Raw genomic sequence first — 24,099 nt, 5'->3', positions numbered from 1 at the left:
GTCACATCCGGCCATCAGATCACGACTTGTGTGCACTCAGGCACATCCCGCAGAAGCGGAGGTAGTGAATTATCTCCGCGGGGATCACGATCGCCGCGCCGATCGGTACTCTTAGAGGGGATGGTTTGCAAGCCAAAGAACCCGCTCCAAGGAGGATGCCCATGTCTGTGAGCCTGGCCAAAGGCGGAAACGTCTCGCTGAGCAAGGAAGCACCCAATCTGACCGCGGTGAGCGTCGGACTCGGATGGGATGTCCGATCCACCACCGGTGTCGACTACGACCTCGATGCCAGTGCCCTTGCGATCAACGCGAACCGGAAGGTGCTGAACGACTCGTTTTTTGTGTTCTACAACAACCTGCGTTCCCCCGACGGGGCCATCGAACACACCGGAGACAATCGCACCGGGGAGGGCGAGGGCGACGACGAGACGATCACCGTCGATCTGAAGGCCCTCTCGCCGGACGTCGACTCCATCATCTTTCCGGTCACCATCCACGAGGCCGATATCCACGGCCAGAGCTTCGGCCAGGTGCACGGCGCGTTCATCCGGGTGGTCAACCAGGCCGACGGACGGGAACTCGCGCGCTACGACCTGAGCGAGGACGCATCGACCGAGACTGCGATGGTGTTCGGCGAGATCTACCGGCGCAGCGGCGAGTGGAAGTTCCGGGCAGTAGGCCAGGGATACGCATCAGGGCTCGCCGGCATCGCTCGCGACTACGGGGTCAACATCGGCTGAGAACCGGCCGACGTCCGCCTACGATCACCCCATGCCGAGTCTCGCGGACCGATTCCAGGATCAACGCACTCGCCTGCTCGCGGTGGGATATCGAATCACCGGGAGTGTCACGGACGCCGAGGACGCCGTGCAGGAATCGTGGCTGCGTCTGGCCGATGTCGATGTCGACTCGATCAACGACCTCGGCGCCTGGCTGACCACCGTGGTCGGGCGCATCTGCCTCGATCGGCTCCGGTCGGCAGCGGTTCGACGAGAACAGTATGTGGGCCAATGGCTTCCCGAGCCCGTGGTCACCGCGCTACCGTCCGGCGATTCACAAGATCCACTGCAGGCGGTGGTCGCCGCGGAAGACAGCCGATACGCCGCGATGGTGGTGCTCGAGACCCTGACTCCCCAGATGCGCGTCGCATTCGTGATGCATGACGGTTTCGGCGTGCCGTTCGCCGAGATCGGCAGCCTCCTGGGTGTGAACGCGGCCTCGGCCCGCCAAATGGCCTCACGTGCCAGGAGAATCGTCTCAGGAGTGCCGGCGCCGGTTTCCGAAGCCGAGCAAGCAGAGGCGGTGCAACGCCTCGTTGCTGCGCTGGCCTCGAAAGACGTCGTTTCCGTTGTGGCTGCGCTGGATCCGGACGCCATGATCGTGGGTGATGCGAACCGCACCACCCCCACAGCGGTCAAGCCCATCCACGGCGCCGACGGCGTCGCGCGATTCCTACTGGGGCTGGTCCGACGGTACGGCGAGTCGTTCCTGTCCGAGCAGATCCCGGTGCTCGTCAACGGCGAACTCGGTGCGTACAGCGCCGGATGGGACGCTGCCGGCGACCGTCGCGCATCCCCGGCTCGCGCCAGTTGCTTTGTGGTCCGCGACGGCCGTGTGGCGGCCATCTACGACATCGCGGACCCCGCGAAACTGAAGGCGGTACCGGACGTGCGCTCATCTGACCGGTGAGCACAGGGTCAGGAAACCCGGCACTCCTGGCCCACACCGACCGCGCTGACCTTCTCGTAGCGGTGCGGATCAAAGGTGCCGTTGCGTTCCCGGAACGAGCGACCGGTACCAGGCCACAGCAAGGTCAACCGTCCGCTCTGGGGGTCGAGATACCAACTGCTGCAACCACTGAGCCACACAGTCGATGCACTACGCTCGTCGATCTCCCGCGTGTAGTCGCGCTCGGCATCCGCGGACACCTCGAGCGCCAGCCCACTGTTGCGCCACAGGTGGTCAAGCGCGCCCAGGACGTAGTCGATCTGCGTCTCGATCATGTAGATCGCGGAGTTGTGGCCGAGGGCGGCATTGGGGCCGTCCAATACGAACATGTTCGGGAAGCCACTGACGGCGGTGGACGCGTACGACACCATGCCCTCGCCCCAATGGTCGGAGAGCAGTTCCCCGCCCACACCCGCAACCCTCTCGGCGAACGCGGGCCTGGCAGCCTCGAATCCGGTGGCCATGACAACAACGTCGAGATCGTAGGAACGCCCGCTGGCCGCGACCACCGAGTCACCGGCGAACGCCGCGAGCGCGGAGGGTTCCAGCGTCACCGACGGCCTCGTCAGCGCCGGGTAGAACTCGTCACTGAGAAGTATTCGCTTGCAACCGATTTCGTAGTCCGGCGTCAGGGATCGTCGGAGATCCGGATCGCCGATCTGGGCAGTCAGATGTCCCAGCGCGCGGGCCCGAATCTCATCGATGTCCGGTCGGAGCCCCCGACGCTGCGCAAATGCTTTGTCGGCCTCGGTGAAGAGCTCTTCCCTCAGGCGGTCTGCGTTGGCCTTCACCTGCAGTTGCACACGCTCGGGTTCGCTGTATTCCCGATTGCCTCGCGGCACCACATAAGGCGCGCTGCGCGAGAAGACGACGAGTTCTCCGGCACGCTCAGCGAGGTGTGGCGTGAGTTGAACCGCCGATGCCCCGGTGCCGACGATGCCGACGCGTGTGCCGTCGATCGGGGCTTCGTCGTCCCACTGGGCGGTGTGAAAAACTCTGCCGGAGAATGTGTCCGAGCCACTGACCTCGGGCATGAGCGGATCGGCCAACCGGCCGACCGCCACGACGAGCACGCGGGCCCGCATCTCGCCCGCGTTGGTCGCCACCAGCCAGCAGAGCTGATCCGGAAGCCATCGAGCCTGTGCCACATCGGTATTCAGATGCAGGTGCGGCGTCAGACCCTCCTCGTCCACCGCTCGGGTCAGATACTCGTGGATCTCCGGCCCCGACGCGAACAGCGAGGTCCAGTCACCGGGAGGCCGGAACGAATACGAGTAGACATGTGCGGGTACGTCGCATGCGACGCCCGGGTAATGGTTGTCCCGCCACGTGCCGCCCACCGAATCGCCGCGTTCGAGAATGACAAAGCTCTCCCGGTCGGACCGGGCCAGCCGGATACCCAGGCCGAGTCCCGCGAACCCGGCACCGACGATCGCCACGTCGACGCAGTGTGGCAATGAGGAAGGTGACGTCACGCGAAGACCCGTCGTAACACTTCGACCCGCTCGGCGGGTGGGTCCTCGTAGACGGTCGTGCGCTGACGCGGCGTCCGGCCGAGTTCTTTGCCCAACGCCGTCACATCGTCGGGCGAAAGCTGTCTGCCACTCTCGGGCCCGGCGTCGGGCCGGAGCGTTCCGTCCATCAGGACACCGCCGACATCGTCGGCACCACCGCGGAGCACGGCACGCAGCGCGTCGCGTCGAGTTTGGTCCACGCCGCCTGTACGTGGTCGATGGTGCCGAGCATCATCAGCCGTGCCACCGCGTGCACTGCCCGGGTCTCGCGGAGCGTGGGGCCCTGGACCGCTTGATCCCGGACGTGGGGTGGGGCGTTCTCGGGAAGCATCGGCATGAGGATGAGTTCGGTGAAGCCGGACGTGCGGTGCTGGATGTCGGCCAGCAGATGCAGGTGGGCCACCTGATGAATCGGGTCCTCGATGTGACCGTAGAGCATCGTCGCGGTCGATTTCAGACCCGTCTGGTGTGCGGTGATGATCGTGTCCACCCACGCGGCGACCGACAGTCCGCGGCCGTCGGGCGACAGGGCGCGGCGCACGTGGTCGTCGAGTACCTGCGCGGCAGTGCCGGGCACGGTGTCAAGGCCCGCCTCGCGGGCCGACCGCAGGAACTCTCCGGCGGTGACGTCGAGTCGAGTTGCGGCGTCGAACACCTCCGTTGCGCGGTAGGCGTGGACATGGATCTCGGGCGCGACCGATTTGATCCGCTTGATCAGCTCCAGGTATTCGGCGGCGGACTCGGTCGCCGGAACAGGACCCTGCAGGCAGATCTCGGTCGCACCGAGTTCCCAGGCCTCCGCAACAAGGTTTTCCAGGCTCACACCGCCACCGCCGGCCAGCACGGCTGCCGTCTCGAAGTTGCGGTTGGCGACAAAGGTGAGGTCATCACCAGTGGTCTCGCGCCGGGCGGCATCGGCCAACGCACAGAGTTCGTCCAGGTCAGGACCGTCGGCCTGCAGTAGATAGCTCCACTCCAGGTCGTCGATCGAACCGGGATCGCGAGCCAACCGTCGCAGGACCGGTTGCACCACGGCCGGCGGCATGTGGTGGTCGGCGGCCCATGACGATCGCAACTTCATCCCTTGACTGTAGAACCGTGCCGCAACTCCTCCCGTTCAGCGGTACCGTTCGGTTCGCCGACTTGGCCGATGTGCTCCCCAGCCCGCGCCGGATGGCGGCCGGTCCGGGGCCCGACCGCGAACAGTTGACGTTCTTCTTCGGTTGCGCCGGTCACCGTGTGCGACAACGCCGCGGTGATCAGTTGGTGGTCCGACTCCGTCCAGCGCTCGGTGGTCTGCCGCTTGTAATCACTCCACGAGGGAACGGTGAACTGTTCCACCCGCAGGTCCGAGTCGGCGCCATGGCGGTACAGGCCCCACGAGTATCCGCCGGTCCGCCGCCGCGCCTTCCCCACGGCGGCCATCGCCTGATCGAACTGGTCCAACTCTGCGGGCCGCACGCGATAAGTCACCGAGACGACAACAGGGCCGTCATCGGGTTCGGGTCCGAACACCACCATCGGAGTGGGCCAGGCAGTGGACACACCTCGCGGCAGTGTCCCCGTCTCGGGCCGCAGCGGTACCACCGTGACGCTGGCCGCCGCGGCGACAAGCAGGGCCGCCGAGATGAGCAACGCCGTGACAAAGCTCGTGTGGGACGCCACCACACCCCACACAAACGATCCGAGAGCCTGCGATCCCATGAACACGAGCAGGTAGATCGACATCCCGCGGGCCCGCACCCAGTGCGACAGCGACAGCTGGATCGCTGCGTTGAGCGTGGTGAGAGTTGCGATCCAGGCAGCTCCGGCCACAAGGAGCAGCGGCAGCACCGCCCACACCGGCAACACGCCGACCGCGACCACTCCCACCCCGTACGCGATCGCCGAAGCCGCCAGCAAGGCGTTGGGCGACAACTTCTTCCGCAGGCGCGGGTAGATCGCGACGCCGGCCACCGCCCCGACACCGAGCATGCCCAGTACCAGGCCGTAACCCGATGCCCCGAAATGAAGGTGCTCGCTCGACGCCAGCGGCAGCAGAGCCCAGAGGCAGATGCCGGGAAGGCGAAGACTGCCGATCGCACCATGATCCGGCGAACGATGGGTGCTGCGTGCACGTAGTGCAGACCGGTCACCAGCGACCGTCCCAACCGCTCACGGTCCACACCTGGGGCGTCGGCGGGTCGCCGCCACCACACCAGCGCACCGATGATCGCCAGGAACGACACGGCATTGATCGCGAACACCGCGGCCGGCCCGGCCGCGGCCACCACCACTCCGCCGATCGCCGGACCCACCGCACGTGCCGCGTTCACGGTGACACTCCCCAGCGACGACGCTGCCGGGATCTGTTCGCGCGGAACGAGCTCTGGCTGGATGGCCTGCCACGCCGGAGCCGACAGTGCCGAACCGCATCCGAGCAGGAACGTCATCGCCAGCAGCATCACAGGCGTCAGCACATCGGTCCAGGCCAGGAATGTGGTGACCCCCGCAGCCACCGCGGTGTAGGTACTGACCGCGATCAGCAGGCGCCTGCGATCGAGGAGATCGGCGAGTCCACCGGCGGGCAAGGCCAAGAACAGCGTCGGCAGCAGACTCGCAGTCTGGACGAGCGCGACGATGGTGGCGCTGCTGTCGTGCTCCACCAGGAACCATTGGGGCCCCGACGGTCTGCATCCACAGACCGATGTTCGAGACGAGCTGCGCAATGAACAGATATCGATAGATCTTGTTGCGCAACGGCGCCCATGCGGACACCTGCGACGCGGACTCCGCAGTGGTGGTCATAGCGTTTCGTCCAGCCAATCGGTGAACGATTGCCACCCGACTGCCGGGTATGCGGTGTGCAGAGCGGGGATGTCGGCCGCATATCCGGTGTCGCCCAGGTACCCGAACATCGCCCGCATGTCCGCTGAACCGATGTGGGAAGCATCGATTGTCCGCAACCGAACGGTGCGGCCGAGCCGCTGCCCCAACGCTTCCGCCATCTGGGCGGGTGTCGGTGCGTCGGACGCGATGTCGATCCGCAGGCCCACGTGGCGCGCCGGGTCCTCGAAGACCGTCGCGACGAACTCGCCGAGGTCGCGACGTGAAAGCTGTTGTAATGGAGTATCTTCACCGATCGCGAGCTCGAGTACTCCCCCACGCACCTGGTCGATTCCGGCCAGGAGGTTGTCGTAGAAGTATGTGGGGCCGACGATCGTGCTGGCAACGCCCGACCGCATCAACGCCGCCTCGACAACTGCTTTGCTCTCGAAGTGCGGGATTCCGGTGTGGCGATCAGCACTGGCCACCGAGGAGAAGACAAGATGAGGAACACCGGCGGTGGACGCTGCTTCGATGATCGAGATCCCCTGCGAGACTTCCTCATCCGGTCCACGTTCGAACGGCGTGGTGAGAGCGAAGACACCGGCGGCTCCCGCGAACGCGGCGGCGAGGCTCTTCGGGTCGTCGAGGTCGGCAACAGCGAGTGATGCACCCGCATCTGCGAGCCGGCGGGCTCGGGTCGACTCCGGGCGCCGGACCACTGCACGCACCGGTAGCCCTCTCGACAGCAACGCTGCGGCCACTGCGCCACCTTGAGCTCCAGTTGCCCCGACCACCACGTACGCGTTACTCATCTTCTCGGACTCTCTGTCGGACTCTCTGTCGGTCAATGGTGAATGTCTACGCAAGTGGGCGCACCGCCCCCGGCACGTCGACCAGGGGCGGCGCGTTGGAACATCAAGCGCTCGCGACGGCGCTTTCCTGGGTCACCGCAGTGACCGCCTCTTCGATGAGGGCGACAACCTCAGCCGGCTTGGCCAGCATCACCAGGTGCGGGGCGTCGAGTTCGACAACCTTCTTCAGGCCCGCACGCTCGTACCCGAAACGCTCGACGTCCGGGTTGATCGTGTGGTCGTTGCTGCTGACAATTCCCCACGCGGGCTTGGTCTTCCAAGCGGCGACCGGTGCTGCTTCACCGAAGGCCGCGGCGGCCAGTGGTCGTTGCGAGACGGCGAGCACCTCTGAGTCCTCCTGCGGGATACCCGCGGCGAAGACGGCCGGGAACGCGCTGATCTTGACCGAGACGTCGGTGCCCGGCTCGGCACCCTCGATCGGGAACGGCGTGTACACAAGATTGGCCGCGAGGTCGGAATCCGGGAACCGGCCCTGCAGTTCGCCGAGGCTCTCGCCTTCTTCGAGTGCGTACCCGGAGACATACACCAGGCCGACAACGTTGTCGGCGGCACCGGCAACGGTGATCACGGCGCCACCGTAGGAGTGACCGACCAAAACCACTGGGCCGTCGATCTGCTCGACGAACGAGCGGATGTAGGCCGAGTCGCCGAGCAGGCTCCGGTTGGGAACCGGGGGCGCAAGAACGGTGTGGCCCTTGTCGAGCAGACGGCGGGTCACCGGGGTCCAGCTGGCAGCATCGGCAAATGCACCGTGGATGAGAACGATGGTGGGTGTTGCAGACATGAACGAACTCCGTTGTCTAGAAGTGCTGAGAGGGTGTGGCCGGGATGCTGCTACTTGGCGATGAACTCGAGGATGTCTGCGTCCAGGGCCTTCTGGTACTCGCCGTAAATGCCGTGCGGGGCACCGGGGTACACCTTCAAGGTGCCGTCTTTGACGAGGTTGATGGTCTTCTCGGCCGCAGCGGCGATGGGGACGATCTGATCGTCGTCGCCGTGAGCGATGAAGATGGGGACGTCGAGGGCCTTGAGGTCCTCGGTGAAGTCGGTCTCGGAGAACGCCTTCACGCAGTCATAGGCAGCGGCGAGATTCACCAACATGCCCTGGCGCCAGAAGTCGTCCTTGGCGCCTTCAGAGACCTCGGCGCCGTCGCGATTGGCACCGAAGAAGGGCACACTCAGGTCCTGGTAGAACTGCGAGCGGTCGGTCAGCACACCATTGCGGATGTCGTCGAGGGCTTCGATCGGAGTGCCTTCGGGGTTGGACTCCGACTTCAGCATGACCGGCGGGACGGCGCCGGCGGTGATCACCTTGGCGACCCGGTCTCCGCCGTGCTGGGCGGCGTAACGGACCACTTCGCCACCACCGGTGGAGTGTCCGATCAGGACCAGGTCGCGCAGATCGAGCGCCTCGACGAGCTCGGCGAGGTCTTTTGCGTAGGTGTCCATGTCGTTACCCTGGTAGGTCTTCGACGACCGGCCGTGGCCGCGGCGATCATGGGCGATGGCCCGGTAGCCGGCGTCTGCGAGCAGCTTCAGTTCGAGCTGCCAGGCGTCCGACGACAGTGGCCATCCGTGGCTCAGGATGACCGGCTGGCCACTGCCCTGCTCGGTGTAGTAGATCTCGGTTCCGTCGGTGGTGGTGATGTACGGCATGGTGTCTCCTGTGGTCGCTTCGACGTGGTGACATCAACATTCGTCCATCGCGGCAGCTGTGTCGACGCTGCTGGCGTCCAAACCCGGGGGATGGTGACGGGAGGTGCCACTACCGGCTAGCCGGTAGTGGGTGTGAGGCTTCAGGTGTCAGGCGTCGCGTCCGACGGGTATCCGCACGGTGAGCTTCGTACCCTCACCCACCGGACTCGACACGGTGAATGTGCCCCCGACGGCTTCGATTCGATCCTGCAGGCCGATCAGACCTGATCCCGCGCCGGTGTCCGCCCCGCCGTCGCCGTCGTCGCACACGGTGAGGTCGAGAACTTCATCGGTGATCGCCGCAGTGATCGTGACCTCGGAGGCGTCGGCGTACTTCGCGGTGTTGGTCAACGCCTCGGCCACGACATAGTAGGCGGCGACTTCCACAGGGTCGGGCAGTCTCCAGGGGATGTCGATGGACAGGGACACCGGTACCGGTGATCGGCGGGCGAGGGTCTTGAGTGCCGGGCCGAGCCCACCCCGGGAGAGGATCGCAGGGTGGATGCCGCGCGAGAGTTCCTGAAGATCTGTGTGTACGTGCGTGAGCGCATCGACGCTGCGGTCCAGCCGGAGTCGTAGGTCCTCCCGGTCCGTGGGGACGGCCGCCTGCGCAGCCCTCAACTCCATGCCCAGGGAGACGATGCGTTGCTGGGCGCCGTCGTGGAGGTCGCGTTCGATGGTCCGACGCGCCTGGTCGGCCGCTGCGATGACACGTGCACGCGACTGGGTGAGTTGAGCCCGCGTCTCGCAGTTGTAGACCGCGGTGGCCACCAGGTCGGCGAAATCGGTCATCCGAGTCTGGATCTCGAGCTGAGGTGCACGGTCTGACGACGCGACCACCACCGCGCCCCAGACGTCGCCGTCGATGGTGATCGGCACTCCGAGCCCACAGACCAGTCCCCGCTGGTGCATGCGATCGGCAATCGGGCCGGTGGCGGCGGTGTAATCGATGGCCGCTGGTTCCCCGGTGGTCAGAACAATGGTGCAGATGTTGTTCCCACCCAGTTCGAGCCGCTCACCGGGAGTGAGGCGGTTCTCGTTGCGCTCGTCGTCCCAGGCCGCGAGCACAACACCGTGCCCGTCCTCGAACCGCACCACCGACACGTGCTCGGCACCCAGTCCGGACCCGAGTTCCCGCGCGACGGCCGGATATACGTCGTCGGGCTCCACACGCAGGGCCACCAGGGTCGCAACCCTGCGCAGCGCGGCCTGCTGACGCGCCAGTCTGACCGTCTGCTCATGGAGCTGTTCCCGGTCACGGGCAGCGGCCAGCAGCGCTTCGAGGGCAGGCACGATCCGCCGGACACGGCGCGAGTCCGCGGCATCGAGCGTGGCGGGCACCAGCAGGGCGCCGAGATCGAGGCCGTTGTCGCGCAGCGGAATTCGCTGCTGATCTGATGCCGGAGTCGTCTCAGCCGGGCCGAGGACCACATGCGGCGGCGGCAGTTCGAGTACGTCGGACAGCCGAGAGCTGGCCTTCTCGAACATCTCCGGTGACATCGACTCGCGCAGCATGGTGCGCGCGAACGCGGCCAGCAGGTCGGCTTCCCGCCGGCGTTGATCGGATTCGACTGCGCGAAGCCGAGACTGGCCCACCAGCACATTGGTCAGTATCGCCAGCGTCGAGAACACCACCACGGCGGGGACCAGGCTCTCACTGTTCTCCGACACATGCACGTACGCGTAGGCCGTTGCGCTGGCCACCGATGTGACAAGCGCGAGGCCGAAACCCCATCCGGCCGACACGACCAGGACACCGAACAGGAAGACCGCGCCGAACGCGGAATTGGGGGCGATCTGTTCGAGCAGATGCACCACGAGCATCTCGGTGGCAATGAAGCCGCACGCGATCGCGATACCCCACCCCAGAGGTGGAGCGCTGGGCCGGAGCACCGTGGTGGCGAGCCTGTCACGCCAAGAACCGCGATCGGTACTGAACTCTGTTCCTGACCGAGCCGCAGAGATCATCGTGCAGACCTGCGGTGCAGCCTGCTTGTTCGTCCGAGCACACGCCGATGATAGTGCCGTTGTCGGCCAGGCGGCTCGTCGCCGGCCACTGCGGCCCGCGCCGCTTTCGGCGGCGAAATGTTCCTGCTAGCGGGAATGCCCCGCGCGCGTCCGTCTGACACCCTCGAAGAGTGAAGCCCTCCGACCATCGCTGCCTCATCGTCGATGACAGCGTCGCCTTCTGCGCTGCGGCGCAGAGGTTGCTGGAGGCTGCCGGCATGACGGTTGTCGGCACCGCCGCGACACTCGCCGCGGCGGTACAGACGGCTGCCGACACCCGGCCCGACCTGATCCTGGTGGACATCGACCTCGGCGGTGAAAGCGGCTTCGATGTGGTCGAAGCGCTTTTGGACACCCGGCCGGACCCGGTTCCCGCCGTCATCCTCGTCTCCACTCACGATGAGGAAGATTTCGCTGACATGGTGGATGCGAGCTCAGCGATCGGGTTCCTGCCGAAGTTCGAACTGTCCGCCGAGTCGATCACGCGCATTCTGAGCTGACGTCAGGTCGGCAAACCCCTTGAGTCCGTGGGTGATCAGCTCATCGCATCGAGGTACATGATCACTGCCCGGACCCGCCGGTGGTCGTCGGCTGTATCGGCGAGATCCAGCTTGGTCAGGATGCTTCGGACATGCTTTTCCACGGTGCCCTCAGTGATCCACAGCCTGCGCCCGATACCGGCGTTGGAGAGCCCTTCCGCCATCAACGTCAGCACATCTCGTTCCCGTGCGCTGAGGGCACCGAGCGGATCATCACGCCGTCGCGCGGCCACCAGCTCATGCACCAGAGCGGGGTCGATCACCGACGCACCGTTCGCGATTCGACCCACGGTGTCGACAAAATCGGTGACGTCGGTGACCCGGCTCTTGAGCAGGTAGCCGATCCCCCGGCCACCGTCGAGCAACTCGAGCGCGTGGTCGACCTCCACGTGTGCCGACAACAGGAGCATCGACACGGAGGGGAACTCCTTGCGGATCTGCAGCGCGGCGTCGAGACCCTCCGAGGTGTGCGACGGTGGCATCCGGATGTCGATGATGGCCAGTTGTGGCGGTTCGACCCGAACCAGCGTGAGCAGTTCATCGGCGTCGCCGGCCTGGCCGACCACATCCAGCCCTGCCTGCGTCAGCAGGCTCGACAGGCCTGCCCGAAGCAACACATCGTCGTCGGCGATCACCACGGACAATCCGGCCGACATGTGAGTCCCTTCGTAGATCGCGTCACCTGCCTGCACCAGTGTGCCCGGTCGGTCCGACGGTCGCCGCGGTCAGTCCGCCACCGCTGTGTCGGGATCGGCCCACGGCACCCGGCAGGAGTCGGTCGAGAATCCCTGGTCGGTGATACCGAGCGCCGAGTACATCCGCGCGCGCTGATTCTCCAGCCCGATCTGATACGTCAGCTCCACGACTCCGGCGTCGCCGAAACGCTCACGCAGATCGGCCACCTGCTCGTCGGTGACCGTGGTCGGCGTTGCTGTGATCGCATCGGAGTAGGCGATCGCGGCCCGTTCGTCGTCGCTGTAGTGCGGCGAACTCTCGTACTCGGCGATGTCCCGGAGCCGGTCGATGTCGAGGCCGTCGAGACGTTGCAGCATGGTGCCGAAGTCGACGCACCACGAACACCCGATCGTCCAGGCCGTACGGAACACCGCGATTTCCCGGATGTTCGACGGCAACACCGTCGACGCCTTCTCCACGGCCGTCTCGTGTATCGCCGATGCCAGGAACAGACCGCGGTGATGGGCGGTCACGGCAAACGGTTCGGGCACCGAGCCGAACCTGCGGGCCGCGTACCGATACGCCCCCTTCACCATCAGACCGGCGTCATCGGGGTTGACTGCTGGAATACGTGCCACGTGAGGAACCTCCTGTTTCAGGCGAGCGCACCGTACGCCCCTATCTGAAGGACGACACAGCAGCGCACAACGTGACAGGCGCGCTCAGCGAGTCCAGCGAATACGGATTGGACCTCGGACGTTCGCCGGATCGTCGACCACGTCACCGCCCTGGGTGATCTGGACTTCGCCGTCCGCCATCAGCTGGCGCGCGACCGCGCGCACCGGTTCCATCAGCGGGCGCCAGTCATCAGGGGCAACCGCTCGCGCGACATCCGACGGGCAGATACTCGAATCCGGCGACCTCGCGCTCAGCAGGTCACGGATCTTCGCCGTGAGGGAAACGTCATCGGTGCCGTCCGGCGCCCCGCCGTTCGTGTGGGCCATCTGCCCAGCTTCCCGTCGCGGTGGCCCACCGTCAACGTCCCCCTCCCCCGCGACGCGAGGTCCGATTCCCGCCAGCACCGCCCGTGGACGTGAGATGAACTGATGTCGCGCTTCACCGGAGCGTGAAAGTGGTTGTCACACAGAGAGTTGGAGTCATCGTGTCAAAAGTCGCATTGGTCACCGGATCGAGCCGGGGCCTGGGCCTTGCCACTGCGTGGGCACTGGGCCGCGCAGGGAACACCGTCATCATCAGTGGCCGCGACGGCGGGCGGATCGAGTCCCTGGCCGCCGATCTACGCGAGGAGGGCCTGCGCGCGGAAAGCCTGGTCCTCGACGTGGAGTCCTTCGAAAGTGCTCGATGCGCGGCTCACGAACTCGCCAACCGCCATGATCGGCTGGACGTTCTGGTGAACAACGCCGGTGTCCTGCCCGAGGCCACACAGCCGGCCGAGATCAACTTCAGTCATCCGTCGGCCGCCGCGAAGACCTTCAGTGTCAACACCCTTGGGGTCCTCAATGTGGTCGAGGCGATGCTGCCGCTCATCTGGCGTAGTGCCGGCGGCCGCATCGTCAACGTATCGAGCACCATGGGCTCCTTGGCGGATCAGAAAGATGTTCAGTCGCAGTACTATTCGATGGTCGTTCCTGCCTATCAGGCGTCCAAGGCGGCGGTGAACAGCATCACCATCGGGCTGGCGAAGATGCTGGCCGGCACCACCGTCAAGGTCACGTCGGTGTGCCCGGGTCATGTGCAAACCGATCTCGCTCCCGGCAACCGGACGCAGGCGCCGTTGACCGCGGAGGAGGCAGCGGCCGTTGTGCTGCGTGCGGCGACGCTTCCCGACGATGCCGAGTCGGGCACCTTCATCGACGCGGCTGGGCCCGTACGCTGGTAGCCGGTGTCGGGGTTGGTGGGTGCGAGGTGAGAGCCCCGAACCTGTGATCGCAGAGAGGCGGACAGTTGCCGGCACTGCCGCGAGTACGACGATCGACAGTACCGCTCTGGGCACTCGTGAGCGCTGCCGCTGCTCCCGTCCTGCTGATCGGCGCGTCGGTGGTTGCCGCGATGATCATCAGCGAGGAATACGACGCCACGAAACAGACACTCAGCGACCTGGCCACAATCTCCGGCGGCGGCTGGGTGATGGCTGTCGGGATCGCCCTGAGCGGGGCCTGCCAGATCGTTACGAGCGCTGGTCTGACCGGAATCAGAAGACGGGCGCGGATCGCGTTGGCGGGGGCGGGCGCGTGTGGGATCGCCGTGGCGTTGTCACCGGTGGACGTCGCACCCACGTTCCATCTCCTCGCGGCCGGAGGTTCAGCGGTCCTGTTCTGCCTGTGGCCTCTGCTGGCGATCTCGCGCGCACCGTCTGTCGCCCTGACGATTCGACCGGCCGTGGCGGCGACGGCCTCGCTCATCCTGTGCGCAGTGCTGGGGTGGACGGTTCTGGAGACCGGCGGAGGCGACCGGCTGGGGCTCGCCGAGAGGATCAACTTCACCGCGGAGATGCTGTGGCCGCTGGTGGTGGCCATCGATCTGCGGCGCCGGGGAACGCAGGTCAGCGCGGGTGCGAGTGGGTTGAACGGCCCGCGGGCCACTCCCACCGAAACGTTTACACCCCGCTGATTTAAATCCCCCGGCCGGCTCGCCTAGGTGGCGAATTGGCCCCTCGGCGCCGCAGCAGCCCAGGTCACGGCGCAGTCGACCGGGCGGCACCTGGCGCATTCCGAACGGCCGACCACAGCGGCGCATTCGGCCAGGCCGGACCCCGAAATTCGGGCGTTATGGTGCCATTCATGCAGATGAGGCCCCCTGGCGGCACGCGACTACGTGCCGACAACGCGCGCATGGTCGCCGATGTTCTGCGGCGCCAGATCCACGACGGAGACGTCGCCGGATCACTTGATGAACCCACCCTCATCGCCGACTTCGGCGTATCTCGCAACACCATCCGTGATGCTCTGACCATCCTGCGAGACGAAGGACTCATCGAACGCTCTCCTCGTGTCGGCACCCACGTGGTGGCGCGACAACTCGAACACGGTCTGGACGCCCTGCAAGGGCTCAAAGAGACGTTCCTCATGCACGGCGAAGTCCGCAACACCGTCAAAGTGGCGACCTTGGTGGACCCTCCCCGCGCCGTGGCACGCAAATTGGCACTCGACGACGGTGAGCAGGCCGTCTACATCGAACGGCTGCGGTTTCTCGATGACGAACCGATCAGCCTCGACGTCACCTATCTCGTTCCCGACCTGGGCATCCCGCTGATCCAGCACGATCTGGAACACAATGACGTCTTCGCCCTGCTCGAGCAGATCGCGGGCGAAAGGTTGGGCCGCGCCACGATGACCGTCGAAGCGGTGAACGCCGACCCACACTCTGCGGCCCACCTCGAGATCGCCTCGGGCGCAGCCATGTTGCTGCTCGAAAGACTCACCCACCTACAAGCCGAAGACCGACCCGTCGATCTCGAATACATCCGAATGCGCAGCGACCGAGTCTGTCTGCGCAGCACAGCCCGCCGAACACAGGAGTAGTACCAGTGAGCCAAGTCAACGCCCGAGCCGACGTCCCGGTCACCATCGACGAATCCCTGTGCATCACGGGCTGCACGCTCTGCGTCGAGGTGTGTCCCCTTGATTCACTGGCCATCAATCCCGAGAGCGGCAAGGCCTTCATGCATGTCGACGAATGCTGGTACTGCGGCCCCTGCGCGGTTCGGTGTCCCACGGGAGCGGTCACCGTGAACATGCCGTACCTGCTCCGCTGACTCATTCCCACCAGCCCAACACCTTTCGCACCACAAGGAAACCTCGATGAGATCAACCGCGTCTCGACGTGCCCGATTGGGCACGCTGTTCACCGCCTCTGCAATCGTGCTGACGTCAGCGGCCTGTTCACTCGACAGTTCCGGTGACAGCGATGCGATTCGCGTGGTCGTCGGGTACCAGTCCAAGACCATCAACACCGTGACGGCCGGGACCTTGCTTCGCGCCGAGGGAAACTTCGAGAAGCGCTTGGAGGAGGTGACCGAGCGGACCGGCCAGAAGTACAGCGTCGAATGGCAGGACTACGACACCGGCGCTCCGATCACCACCGGGATGATCGCAGGCAAGATCGACATCGGGTCGATGGGTGACTACCCGCTGCTCATCAACGGGTCGCGGGCGAACGCCAATGACGCAACACGCACCGAGATGTTGTCGGTCACCGGCTCGAGCCCCAGGGGCTCACTGAACATGGTTGTGGTGTCTCCTGATTCAGATGCGACGACCATCGCTGATCTGCGCGGCAAGAGCGTCTCGGCCAGCGTCGGTTCGGCTGGACACGGAACCCTGGTCCAGGCGCTCGACCGCATCGGCATCAACCCCAACGACGCCGTCAACGTGCAGAATCAGCAGCCCCAGGTCGGCGCGTCTGCGCTCGAATCGAACAAGGTCGATGCGCTGGCACAGTTCGTCGCCTGGCCGGGTCTGCTGGTGTTCCAGGACAAGGCGCGGCTCCTGTACGACGGCGCCCAGCTCGGCGTTCCCACGCTGCACGGTGTTGTTGCCCGATCTGCGTTCGCCGACGAGCACTCGGATGTGGTGGCCGCCTTCCTGCAGGCACAACTGGATTCCACCAAGTCTCTGATCGACGCTCCGCTCGCCGCTGCGAATCTGGTCGCCAAGGACAGCGGCCTGCCCGCCGAGGTGGTCTACCTCTACAACGGCCCCGGCGGCACCGACTTCAACCCTGCAGTCAAACCACAACTGGTGGAGGCGCTTCGGGGCGACCAGCCCTACCTCAAGTCGATCGGCAGCTTCGAACACGAGCTCGACCTCAACACGTTTGTGAACACCGCCCCCCTGGAGCAGGCATTCACCGCAACCGGTCAGAACTACGCTGAGTCACTGGCATCCACCCAGAATGCGTCGCAGATCCGTGGCCGTGACCCGGTGTGCAACACCGACGTCGACCCGGCCGATGCAGCAGAACTGTGGCTCGACGGCAGCGACAACACGCAGCCGGCGGCCGGACCGACATGCCTGCTCAAAGCAATCCGGCAGGCCCAGTCCCAAGGCGAATCTGTTCGTGCAGCGTATATCTCGGACCCGTTGCTCGGAACCCGATGGTTTGCCGACAAGGCGGTGTGGCTGCGGGACGGAACACAGTTCGTGCCGTTCACCACCCAGGACAGTGCCGACGAGTACATCAAGACCCATCCCGGGGCTGTACCGGCGTCGTACGATCAGGCTGTCGCGGAGGTCATCTGATGGCCACCGCCACCGTCACCCCGGAGCTGGACATCCAGACACGTTCAGTGACAGCACCGAAGTCTGCCCGGGGCAGAAGCCATTGGCTGACCGTCTGGCCACTTCGCATCCTGGTCCTCGTTGCCGCCGCAGGACTCTGGCAGTTCCTGACCACCGCCGACGTCGTCCTGTGGGCCCGGTTCGACACGGTGCCGTCGGTCACCGACATCGCGCAGGCATTCTGGACAAGTCTGGGCACCGAGGAGTACTACCTCGACCTCGGTCAGTCGCTGATCCGGATCGGCGCCGGTTTCGCACTCGCCGTCGGAGTCGGCGTTCCGGTCGGAATCCTGTTGGGCCGCTCTCGTATTGCCACCAACACGGTTGGCACCCTCACGGAGGTTCTGCGTCCCATCCCCGCCATCGCCCTGGTGCCGGTGGCCATCCTGGTATTGCCGACCGACGAAGCCGGCATGGTGTTCATCACGTTCGTCGCCGCGTTCTTCCCGATCTCGGTGGCCACCCGGCACGCGGTGCGGGCACTGCCGACCATCTGGGAAGATTCCGTGCTCACCATGGGCGGACGCAAGCGCGACGTGATCCTGCGAGTGGTGCTGCCCGGCATCGCCCCCGGCGTCTTCAGTGGACTGTCGGTGGGCATCGGCGTGGCGTGGATCTGCCTGATCTCCGCCGAGATGATCTCCGGCCGGCTCGGTGTCGGTTACCGCACGTGGCAGGCGTACACGGTGGTGGACTACCCACAGGTGTTTGTCGGCATGCTCACCATCGGCATCCTCGGCGCCCTCACCTCGGGCGGCATCGAGTTGATCGGCCGCCGATTGACCCGGTGGCTCCCCCGAGCTCAGGAGACCCGATGACCAGCACCGTCAACTCCACAACCGCCCTGATCCCGACAACAGGTCTTCGTCTCGAACTCGACGATGTACGACTCGACTACGGCGGCGACGCGTGGTGGACGGACTCGACCTGACCATCGAACCGGGTGAGATCCTGGTCCTTACAGGTCCGTCGGGATGTGGCAAATCCACTGTGCTGCGGGCGATTGCCGGACTGTTGGCCGTATCGGGTGGCCGAGTGCTCGCCGACGCGGAGCCCGTGCGCACGACCTCGCGTGATCGGGCCATGGTCTTCCAGGACGACGCCCTGCACCCGTGGCGCACCGTGCGCGGCAACATCCTGCTTGCGCTCACCCTCCGCGGGGTGCCGCGTCGAGACCGCAAGGCTCAGGCGGAGCGGTGGATGGACGAGATCGGGCTGGCCGATTTCGCCGACTACCTCCCGAAGTCGCTCTCGGGCGGTATGCGTCAGCGAGTCCAACTCGCCCGCGGACTGGCCGGTGCACCGAGGGCGGTGCTGATGGACGAGCCGTTCGGCGCGCTCGACGCCCAGACCCGGTCGACCATGCAGGCGTTGCTGATCGACACGCTGGCATCGCATCCCGCGACCGTGGTGTTCGTGACCCACGACGTGGACGAGGCGCTGCTGCTCGGCGACCGGGTTGTGGTGTTCGGGCGCGCCGGACGCCCGGTCCGCGACATCGTCGACGTGCCGCGTCCGCGCGACCCCGACCACCGGGATGCCACGGCGACCGCCCAACTGCGCGCGCGGATCACCGCCGCACTCGAGAACTGAAGGACCACATGGACATCCCGAACATAGCTGACCGCGATCGCCGGGAATGCGACGTCTTGGTGATCGGCGGCGGCACCGCCGGGACGATGGCAGCCCTGACCGCCGCGGAGAACGGCGCATCGGTGTTGCTGCTGGACAAGGCGCACGTGCGGCACTCGGGTGCGCTTGCCATGGGTATGGATGGCGTGAACAACGCCGTCATCCCCGGCAAGGCAACGCCGGAGGCATACGTCGCCGAGATCACCAGGGCCAACGACGGCATCGTCAACCAGAAGACCGTGTACCAGACGGCGACTCGTGGCTTCGCGATGATCGGGCGCCTCGAGAAGTACGGCGTGAAATTCGAGAAGGACGAACACGGTGAGTACGCGGTTCGCCGAGTCCATCGCTCCGGTTCGTACGTGCTCCCCATGCCCGAGGGCAAGGACGTCAAGAAGGCTCTCTACCGAGTGCTGCGCAAAAGGGACATGCGTGAGCACATCACCATCGAGAACCGGCTGATGCCCGTACGCGTGCTCACCGAGAACGGCCGGGCCGTCGGCGCGGCTGCATTGCACACGCGCACCGGTGAATTCGTGGAGATTGCCGCCAAGACAGTGATCCTGGCGACCGGCCCGTGCGGGCGGCTGGGGCTACCGGCATCCGGCTATCTCTATGGCACGTACGAGAACCCGACCAACGCGGGCGACGGGTACTCGATGGCCTACCACGCGGGCGCCGAACTCAGCGGGATCGAGTGCTTCCAGATCAACCCACTCATCAAGGACTACAACGGCCCCGCCTGCGCCTACGTGGCCAACCCGTTCGGCGGCTACCAGGTGAACGCCGAAGGTGAGCGATTCGTCGACTCCGACTACTGGTCCGGCGACATGATGGCGGAGGTGAAGACCGAGATCGAATCAGCCCGCGGGCCGATCTATCTGAAGGTCAGCCACCTGCCCGACGAGACACTCGATGCACTCGAATCGATCCTGCACACCACCGAACGGCCGACCCGTGGCACGTTCCACGCCAACCGCGGTCACGACTACCGGACCCATGACATCGAGATGCACATCTCCGAGATCGGTTTGTGCAGCGGACATTCCGCATCCGGGGTGTGGGTGGACGAGAACGGCCGCACCACCGTCGACGGGCTGTACGCGGCAGGCGATCTGGCATGCGTACCGCACAACTACATGATCGGCGCCTTCGTGTACGGCGAGCTCACCGGTCAGCACGCCAGCGACACCGCACGGGACCGCGCGATGCCGACGGCATTGCCACTCGACCAGCTCGCCGAGGCGCACGACCTGATCTACCGGCCGCTGAGGCACCCCGACGGACCCCCACAGCCCCAGGTGGAATACAAGCTGCGTCGCTTTGTCAACGACTATGTCGCACCTCCGAAGTCCGCGAACAAACTGGCCATCGCCATCGAGTCATTCGAGCGGATGCGCGGTGAGATCGACGAGATGGGCGGGCGCACACCGCATGAGCTGATGCGATGCGCCGAGGTGTCGTTCATCCGCGACTGCGCTGAACTGGCGGCCCGGAGTTCGTTGACACGCACCGAAAGTCGGTGGGGTCTCTATCACGAGCGGGCCGACATCCCCGAGCGACAGGATGACCGGTGGGGCTACCACCTCAACGTCCGGAAAAACGCCGCAGGTGACATGGAGTTCCTGGGCCGGCCGGTCGAGCCCTACTTCGTACCGGTGGACGGTCTCGACCACATCCCGCCCGCCGATCGTTCCGTCATCGCCATCGAACAGCCCGAGGTGGTCACCGGGCCTGCCCATGCGGGCGTGGAGAGTCCGGTCCGTGCGCTCGCGCGTGTCGAAGACCGCCAGTCGGTTGCTGCGGCCTCGCCGCGGATCGTCGAACTGCTCGCGATGGGATCGGCCGGTATCGACGATTTCGAGTTGTACCTCGCCGACGACGACGCCACCGTGCGGAAGACCGCCATCTCGGTCCTCACCGAGAACACCCCGGAGGGTTTTGATGTCGCAATCGCACACGCGCTGAGTGACGTGGCTCCTGAGGTGCGTCGCTTCGCCGCGCAGGGGTTGCAAGAGTTGGTCGAAGTGCTCGACGCGACCGATGAGTTCATCACGATCCTCCACGCGACGCTCACCTCGGTGGATGCCACAGTGCGGGCCACGGTCCTCGACCTCCTACGCGCCCTGCGCGCGGCACCCGCGGAGACGTTCGCCGCCGCGCTCGCCGACAGCGATCACCGCGTGCGCATCGAGGCCGTTCGCGGACTGGTGTCACTGGACGAATCTGCGCTGATCGCCGAGTCTGTCGGCGACGTCAACCGAGAGGTCCGCATCGCCGTGGCCGCGGGGCTCGCGACCGTCGGGACCAAGGGCGCCGAGGCGGTCCGCGTTCTCGCCCAGGACATCGATCCGCTGGTGCGAGCGGCCGCATTCGAAGCGATGGCTCGCCTGGGAGAAGCTCCCGTGGACGGTCCACTGCTGGTCAAAGCGCTCAAGGACTCCGCCTGGCAGGTGCGGGTCGGCGCGGCGCGAGGCCTTGTCTCGGCGCCGGGGTCCGCGGCGATCGCAGTATTGTCGGCCGCGATCACCGATCCCCACAACGACGTGCGGAAGGCCGCCGCCCTCACACTCAGCCACTGGTCCGACGATCCCGAGGTCCGATTGGTGCTCGACGCGGCTGCCGACGACACCGATGCCGACGTGCGCGCCGCAGTCCGGCGAGTGGTCGCCGCGCACTGATTTCGGTCGCGACCCTTTCCAGACACGCACCTCCGTGTTAGCGTGACAACGCACATTGTCGTATCAATGTCCGTTGTCTTAGTTTGTGGAGGTTCTCCGATGTCTGTGAACGCGGCGCAAGCGCACCACCAGTCGACCCACGACAACGTGGTGAGCATGCACGATCAGGGCACCGACGAAGTGTCCAAGCGTCTGCTCGCCTCGGCGGCTCGACTCTCGCGCAACGCGATGACCGAGATCGATTGGGACCAGCCGATGGACCCGGACAAATACGGATGCAGTCCCGAATGGTCGTCGCTGTACGGCACCGACTACTGGGATGAGCTGACCGAACCGCAGCGCGTGGCACTGACCCGACACGAGTTCGCGTCGATCATGAACATCGGCATCTGGTTCGAGATGATTCTGCAAGAGATGGTGATCCGGGATCAGTACCTGGGCGACTACCACGACCCGGAGTTCCAGTTCGCGCTCACCGAGATCGCCGATGAATGCCGGCATTCGATCATGTTCGCGAAGGCCTCGCAGAAGATGGTTGGCAAGTCCTACCACCCATCCAAGTTCGTCGGATGGATGGGCAAGGTCTTCATGCGCACGGCGCGTTCCGAGATCGCGTACACCGGAATCCTGGTGGCAGAAGAGATCCTCGACGTCTTCCAGCGCGGCTGCATGCGTGACGAGAAGGTGCTTCCATTCATCCGCACCGTCAACGAGATCCACGTCCTCGAAGAGTCGCGGCACATGAAGTTCGCGCGCGAAGAGGTCCGGGATGCGATGAAGGGTGTCGGCTGGTTGCGCCGGCAGTGGAGCGCACTGGTGGTGTCCATCGCTGCCGCGTTCATCTTCACGAGCATGATCCGTCCGCGGGCGTACGCCGACGCCGGCCTCGACGCCAAACGGGCTGTTGCCACCCGCCGATCCAACGAACATTTCCACTCGATGGTCCGAAGCAGCTGCGCACACCTGATGAGCTTCCTGGACGAGGCGGGTCTGCTCACCAAACCCGCTGCCCGCGTCTATCGCAAAGTCCACATGCTCTGATGTTCGTCATCACCCAGACCTGCTGCAGCGACGCAGCATGCGTGTCCGTGTGCCCGGTCAACTGCATCCACCCGACACCGGAGGAACGCGGATTCGGCAGCTCCGACATCCTGCACATCGATCCAGAAGCCTGTATCGACTGCGGCGCCTGCGCCGACGCCTGCCCCGTGGACGCGATCTACCCCGCCGACAAGCTGGGTACCCGCGACAAGGTGTTCATCGACATCAACGCCTCGTACTACCGCGACAACACCGACGTGACCTCCGGGTGGACGCCGATCACCTACCCTGTCATCCCGAAACTGCCTGCAGGCCAGCGTATTGCGGTGGTCGGAACCGGCCCCTCCGGCGGTTACGCGTTGCGCAGCCTCCTGGACCGCACCACCGCTGACATCACGGTGATCGACAAATTGCCCACGCCCGGCGGCCTGGTGCGCGCCGGCGTGGCACCTGACCACCCCGGTACCAAGAAGGTGCTGCGAGGGTTCGACATCCTGTACCGCGACCCGCGGGTCACCCTGGTCACCAACGTGGAGGTCGGGGAAGACACTGCCGCCGGCCAGGTTTCACCCGCCGAACTGGCCGATCATTTCGACGCCGTCTTCTATGCGGTGGGAGCCAGCGACTCCCGGCAGCTCGGCATCCCCGGCGAAGACCTGAACGGCTCGACCTCGGCCACCGATCTGGTTGCCTGGTACAACGCCGCACCGGCAATCGCCGATGCCCAGGTGTTGCGCCACAACAACACCGGACGCGTTGTGGTTGTCGGCACCGGCAACGTGGCACTGGACGTGGCCCGGATCCTCGTATCGCCTCCCGAACTTCTCGCGACCACCGACATCGCCGACCGGGCGTTGGAGGTCTTGCGACGCCAAAATGTGCGCGAGGTCGTGCTCCTTGGCCGCCGTGACCAGGCCGGCGCTGCCTACTCCGCGGCCGAATATCGAGCGCTGAACTCCATTCCAGGTGTCGACGTGGTGGTGGAGAACGATCCCGGCGTCATCTCCGACGACAGCGGGGTGGCCGACCCGACCGCTCGTCGCATCGTTTTCCGGTTTCACTCGGCTCCCGAGGAGATTCTCGGCGACTCCTGGGTGAGCGGCGTCCGGGTTCGTACCGGCGCCACTTCCCACGTCATCGCTGCCGACCTCGTGGTGCGATCCATCGGCTACCGCTCCACCCCGATCGCCGGCCTGCCGTTCGACCAGCAACGCGGCGTGTTCCCCAATGATGATGGCCGCCTTCTCGACACGAACGGCCACGTCATCCCGGGCAGCTATGTGCTCGGCTGGGCAAAACGTGGGCCCACCGGTGGCATCGGGGTCAACAAGGTGTGCGCCGAAGCGACGGTGGACGAATTCTTGATCGACGCAGAAAAGGGCCTGCTGTCCGGTCGATCACACGGCCAGAAGCACTTCGAGTCACTGCTGCGCCTACGCAAGGCTCCGGTGATCGGCTACCGGGGCGTGCGAGCCATCGACCGCGCCGAACGGCGGCGAGGCGAAGAGCTCAACCGCCCGCGGGTGAAGTTCACGTCTGTACCCGACATGGTGAAGGCGGCGGGGCTACGCAAGCGGTGAGTGAGCGTCGGTCCTGCCGAGACCTCG

At 65.7% G+C, this 24,099-nt stretch carries 22 protein-coding genes and 3 pseudogenes; 13 read left to right on the top strand and 12 right to left on the bottom strand.

Annotated features, from left to right (window positions below):
- The first annotated feature begins 161 nt into the window (after positions 1 to 161).
- Positions 162 to 740, top strand: coding sequence for a TerD family protein (locus W823_RS53460; protein WP_023962530.1), 579 nt, complete (start codon positions 162 to 164; stop codon positions 738 to 740).
- A gap of 31 nt (positions 741 to 771) precedes the next feature.
- On the top strand, positions 772 to 1,689 hold the full coding sequence (gene sigJ / locus W823_RS53455) for an RNA polymerase sigma factor SigJ (protein ID WP_023962529.1): 918 nt from the start codon (positions 772 to 774) through the stop codon (positions 1,687 to 1,689).
- Positions 1,690 to 1,697: 8 nt separating this feature from the next.
- Here sigJ and W823_RS53450 read toward each other — a convergent pair whose 3' ends face one another.
- From W823_RS53450 to W823_RS53420, 9 genes and pseudogenes are all read right to left on the bottom strand, one after another.
- A complete protein-coding gene (locus tag W823_RS53450; RefSeq protein ID WP_038254554.1) occupies positions 1,698 to 3,203 on the bottom strand; it encodes an NAD(P)/FAD-dependent oxidoreductase in 1,506 nt (501 codons plus the stop codon).
- Positions 3,200 to 3,370: a hypothetical protein gene (locus tag W823_RS59160; RefSeq protein WP_235189673.1), complete on the bottom strand. Its 171-nt coding sequence runs from the start codon at positions 3,368 to 3,370 to the stop codon at positions 3,200 to 3,202. Before W823_RS59160 ends, W823_RS53450 begins: the two co-directional genes overlap by 4 nt.
- Positions 3,370 to 4,323: an FO synthase gene (locus W823_RS53445; RefSeq protein WP_235189672.1), complete on the bottom strand. Its 954-nt coding sequence runs from the start codon at positions 4,321 to 4,323 to the stop codon at positions 3,370 to 3,372. The genes W823_RS59160 and W823_RS53445 overlap by 1 nt, the downstream gene beginning before the upstream one ends.
- Positions 4,320 to 5,887: pseudogene (locus W823_RS53440) on the bottom strand (MFS transporter). Before W823_RS53440 ends, W823_RS53445 begins: the two are co-directional and overlap by 4 nt.
- Positions 5,888 to 5,927: 40 nt before the next feature.
- Positions 5,928 to 6,029 (bottom strand): annotated as a pseudogene (locus W823_RS59780) (hypothetical protein); the annotation flags it as partial.
- Complete coding sequence (locus W823_RS53435) at positions 6,026 to 6,862, bottom strand: NmrA family NAD(P)-binding protein (protein WP_031333431.1); 837 nt, start codon at positions 6,860 to 6,862, stop codon at positions 6,026 to 6,028. The gene W823_RS53435 and the pseudogene W823_RS59780, both read right to left, overlap by 4 nt.
- Before the next feature lie 103 nt (positions 6,863 to 6,965).
- Positions 6,966 to 7,706: an alpha/beta fold hydrolase gene (locus tag W823_RS53430; RefSeq protein ID WP_023962526.1), complete on the bottom strand. Its 741-nt coding sequence runs from the start codon at positions 7,704 to 7,706 to the stop codon at positions 6,966 to 6,968.
- A 50-nt stretch (positions 7,707 to 7,756) separates the two neighbouring features.
- Complete coding sequence (locus W823_RS53425) at positions 7,757 to 8,578, bottom strand: alpha/beta fold hydrolase (RefSeq protein ID WP_023962525.1); 822 nt, start codon at positions 8,576 to 8,578, stop codon at positions 7,757 to 7,759.
- A gap of 147 nt (positions 8,579 to 8,725) precedes the next feature.
- A complete protein-coding gene (locus W823_RS53420; RefSeq protein WP_023962524.1) occupies positions 8,726 to 10,585 on the bottom strand; it encodes a GAF domain-containing protein in 1,860 nt (619 codons plus the stop codon).
- 170 nt (positions 10,586 to 10,755) lie between these two features.
- Here W823_RS53420 and W823_RS53415 point away from each other — a divergent pair, with 170 nt between their 5' ends.
- The gene (locus W823_RS53415; protein ID WP_023962523.1) at positions 10,756 to 11,124 is read left to right on the top strand and encodes a response regulator; all 369 of its coding nucleotides are present in this window, start codon (positions 10,756 to 10,758) and stop codon (positions 11,122 to 11,124) included.
- Positions 11,125 to 11,159: 35 nt separating this feature from the next.
- Here the strand turns inward: W823_RS53415 and W823_RS53410 are convergent, their stop codons facing one another.
- From W823_RS53410 to W823_RS0130815, 3 genes are all read right to left on the bottom strand, one after another.
- Positions 11,160 to 11,819, bottom strand: a complete 660-nt coding sequence (locus W823_RS53410; protein WP_031333427.1) for a response regulator transcription factor — start codon at positions 11,817 to 11,819, stop codon at positions 11,160 to 11,162.
- Positions 11,820 to 11,888: 69 nt separating this feature from the next.
- Entirely contained in the window at positions 11,889 to 12,476 is a 588-nt protein-coding gene (locus W823_RS53405; protein ID WP_023962521.1) for a carboxymuconolactone decarboxylase family protein, read from the bottom strand.
- Between the two features lie 84 nt (positions 12,477 to 12,560).
- Positions 12,561 to 12,842 carry a DUF3253 domain-containing protein gene (locus tag W823_RS0130815; protein ID WP_023962520.1) on the bottom strand — a complete coding sequence of 94 codons (282 nt, stop codon included), beginning with the start codon at positions 12,840 to 12,842 and terminating at the stop codon, positions 12,561 to 12,563.
- Between the two features lie 158 nt (positions 12,843 to 13,000).
- Between W823_RS0130815 and W823_RS53400 the strand changes: the two genes are divergently transcribed.
- From W823_RS53400 to W823_RS53360, 10 genes and pseudogenes are all read left to right on the top strand, one after another.
- The gene (locus tag W823_RS53400) at positions 13,001 to 13,738 is read left to right on the top strand and encodes an SDR family NAD(P)-dependent oxidoreductase (protein ID WP_031333423.1); all 738 of its coding nucleotides are present in this window, start codon (positions 13,001 to 13,003) and stop codon (positions 13,736 to 13,738) included.
- Positions 13,739 to 13,854: 116 nt separating this feature from the next.
- On the top strand, positions 13,855 to 14,469 hold the full coding sequence (locus W823_RS0130810) for a DUF998 domain-containing protein (RefSeq protein ID WP_051406693.1): 615 nt from the start codon (positions 13,855 to 13,857) through the stop codon (positions 14,467 to 14,469).
- Between the two features lie 170 nt (positions 14,470 to 14,639).
- Positions 14,640 to 15,380: a GntR family transcriptional regulator gene (locus tag W823_RS53395; RefSeq protein ID WP_031333420.1), complete on the top strand. Its 741-nt coding sequence runs from the start codon at positions 14,640 to 14,642 to the stop codon at positions 15,378 to 15,380.
- 5 nt (positions 15,381 to 15,385) lie between these two features.
- A complete protein-coding gene (locus W823_RS53390) occupies positions 15,386 to 15,613 on the top strand; it encodes a ferredoxin family protein (RefSeq protein WP_023962513.1) in 228 nt (75 codons plus the stop codon).
- A gap of 46 nt (positions 15,614 to 15,659) precedes the next feature.
- The gene (locus W823_RS53385) at positions 15,660 to 17,099 is read left to right on the top strand and encodes an ABC transporter substrate-binding protein (protein ID WP_051406692.1); all 1,440 of its coding nucleotides are present in this window, start codon (positions 15,660 to 15,662) and stop codon (positions 17,097 to 17,099) included.
- A complete protein-coding gene (locus tag W823_RS53380; RefSeq protein ID WP_023962508.1) occupies positions 17,099 to 17,956 on the top strand; it encodes an ABC transporter permease in 858 nt (285 codons plus the stop codon). The genes W823_RS53385 and W823_RS53380 overlap by 1 nt, the downstream gene beginning before the upstream one ends.
- A pseudogene (locus W823_RS53375) lies at positions 17,953 to 18,731 on the top strand (ABC transporter ATP-binding protein). The gene W823_RS53380 and the pseudogene W823_RS53375 overlap by 4 nt, the downstream one beginning before the upstream one ends.
- A gap of 8 nt (positions 18,732 to 18,739) precedes the next feature.
- Positions 18,740 to 21,451 carry a fumarate reductase/succinate dehydrogenase flavoprotein subunit gene (locus W823_RS53370; RefSeq protein ID WP_023962502.1) on the top strand — a complete coding sequence of 904 codons (2,712 nt, stop codon included), beginning with the start codon at positions 18,740 to 18,742 and terminating at the stop codon, positions 21,449 to 21,451.
- Positions 21,452 to 21,550: 99 nt separating this feature from the next.
- Positions 21,551 to 22,492: a diiron oxygenase gene (locus tag W823_RS53365; RefSeq protein WP_023962501.1), complete on the top strand. Its 942-nt coding sequence runs from the start codon at positions 21,551 to 21,553 to the stop codon at positions 22,490 to 22,492.
- On the top strand, positions 22,492 to 24,072 hold the full coding sequence (locus tag W823_RS53360) for an FAD-dependent oxidoreductase (RefSeq protein WP_023962499.1): 1,581 nt from the start codon (positions 22,492 to 22,494) through the stop codon (positions 24,070 to 24,072). The genes W823_RS53365 and W823_RS53360 overlap by 1 nt, the downstream gene beginning before the upstream one ends.
- The last annotated feature ends 27 nt before the right edge of the window (positions 24,073 to 24,099 follow it).

The organism is Williamsia sp. D3 (genome assembly GCF_000506245.1).
In the GTDB taxonomy this organism is placed as follows: Bacteria; Actinomycetota; Actinomycetes; order Mycobacteriales; family Mycobacteriaceae; genus Williamsia; species Williamsia muralis.
This window is presented reverse-complemented; position numbering and strand designations above follow the sequence as displayed.

Excerpts from the sequence above, each read along its gene's own strand:
- W823_RS53460 (WP_023962530.1), top strand. The coding sequence starts at position 162 with ATGTCTGTGAGCCTGGCCAAAGGCGGAAACGTCTCGCTGAGCAAGGAA.
- sigJ (WP_023962529.1), top strand. The coding sequence starts at position 772 with ATGCCGAGTCTCGCGGACCGATTCCAGGATCAACGCACTCGCCTGCTC.
- W823_RS59160 (WP_235189673.1), bottom strand. The coding sequence starts at position 3,370 with ATGGACGGAACGCTCCGGCCCGACGCCGGGCCCGAGAGTGGCAGACAG.
- W823_RS53445 (WP_235189672.1), bottom strand. The coding sequence starts at position 4,323 with ATGAAGTTGCGATCGTCATGGGCCGCCGACCACCACATGCCGCCGGCC.
- W823_RS53435 (WP_031333431.1), bottom strand. The coding sequence starts at position 6,862 with ATGAGTAACGCGTACGTGGTGGTCGGGGCAACTGGAGCTCAAGGTGGC.
- W823_RS53430 (WP_023962526.1), bottom strand. The coding sequence starts at position 7,706 with ATGTCTGCAACACCCACCATCGTTCTCATCCACGGTGCATTTGCCGAT.
- W823_RS53425 (WP_023962525.1), bottom strand. The coding sequence starts at position 8,578 with ATGCCGTACATCACCACCACCGACGGAACCGAGATCTACTACACCGAG.
- W823_RS53420 (WP_023962524.1), bottom strand. The coding sequence starts at position 10,585 with ATGATCTCTGCGGCTCGGTCAGGAACAGAGTTCAGTACCGATCGCGGT.
- W823_RS53410 (WP_031333427.1), bottom strand. The coding sequence starts at position 11,819 with ATGTCGGCCGGATTGTCCGTGGTGATCGCCGACGACGATGTGTTGCTT.
- W823_RS0130815 (WP_023962520.1), bottom strand. The coding sequence starts at position 12,842 with ATGGCCCACACGAACGGCGGGGCGCCGGACGGCACCGATGACGTTTCC.
- W823_RS53395 (WP_031333420.1), top strand. The coding sequence starts at position 14,640 with ATGCAGATGAGGCCCCCTGGCGGCACGCGACTACGTGCCGACAACGCG.
- W823_RS53385 (WP_051406692.1), top strand. The coding sequence starts at position 15,660 with ATGAGATCAACCGCGTCTCGACGTGCCCGATTGGGCACGCTGTTCACC.
- W823_RS53380 (WP_023962508.1), top strand. The coding sequence starts at position 17,099 with ATGGCCACCGCCACCGTCACCCCGGAGCTGGACATCCAGACACGTTCA.
- W823_RS53370 (WP_023962502.1), top strand. The coding sequence starts at position 18,740 with ATGGACATCCCGAACATAGCTGACCGCGATCGCCGGGAATGCGACGTC.
- W823_RS53365 (WP_023962501.1), top strand. The coding sequence starts at position 21,551 with ATGTCTGTGAACGCGGCGCAAGCGCACCACCAGTCGACCCACGACAAC.
- W823_RS53360 (WP_023962499.1), top strand. The coding sequence starts at position 22,492 with ATGTTCGTCATCACCCAGACCTGCTGCAGCGACGCAGCATGCGTGTCC.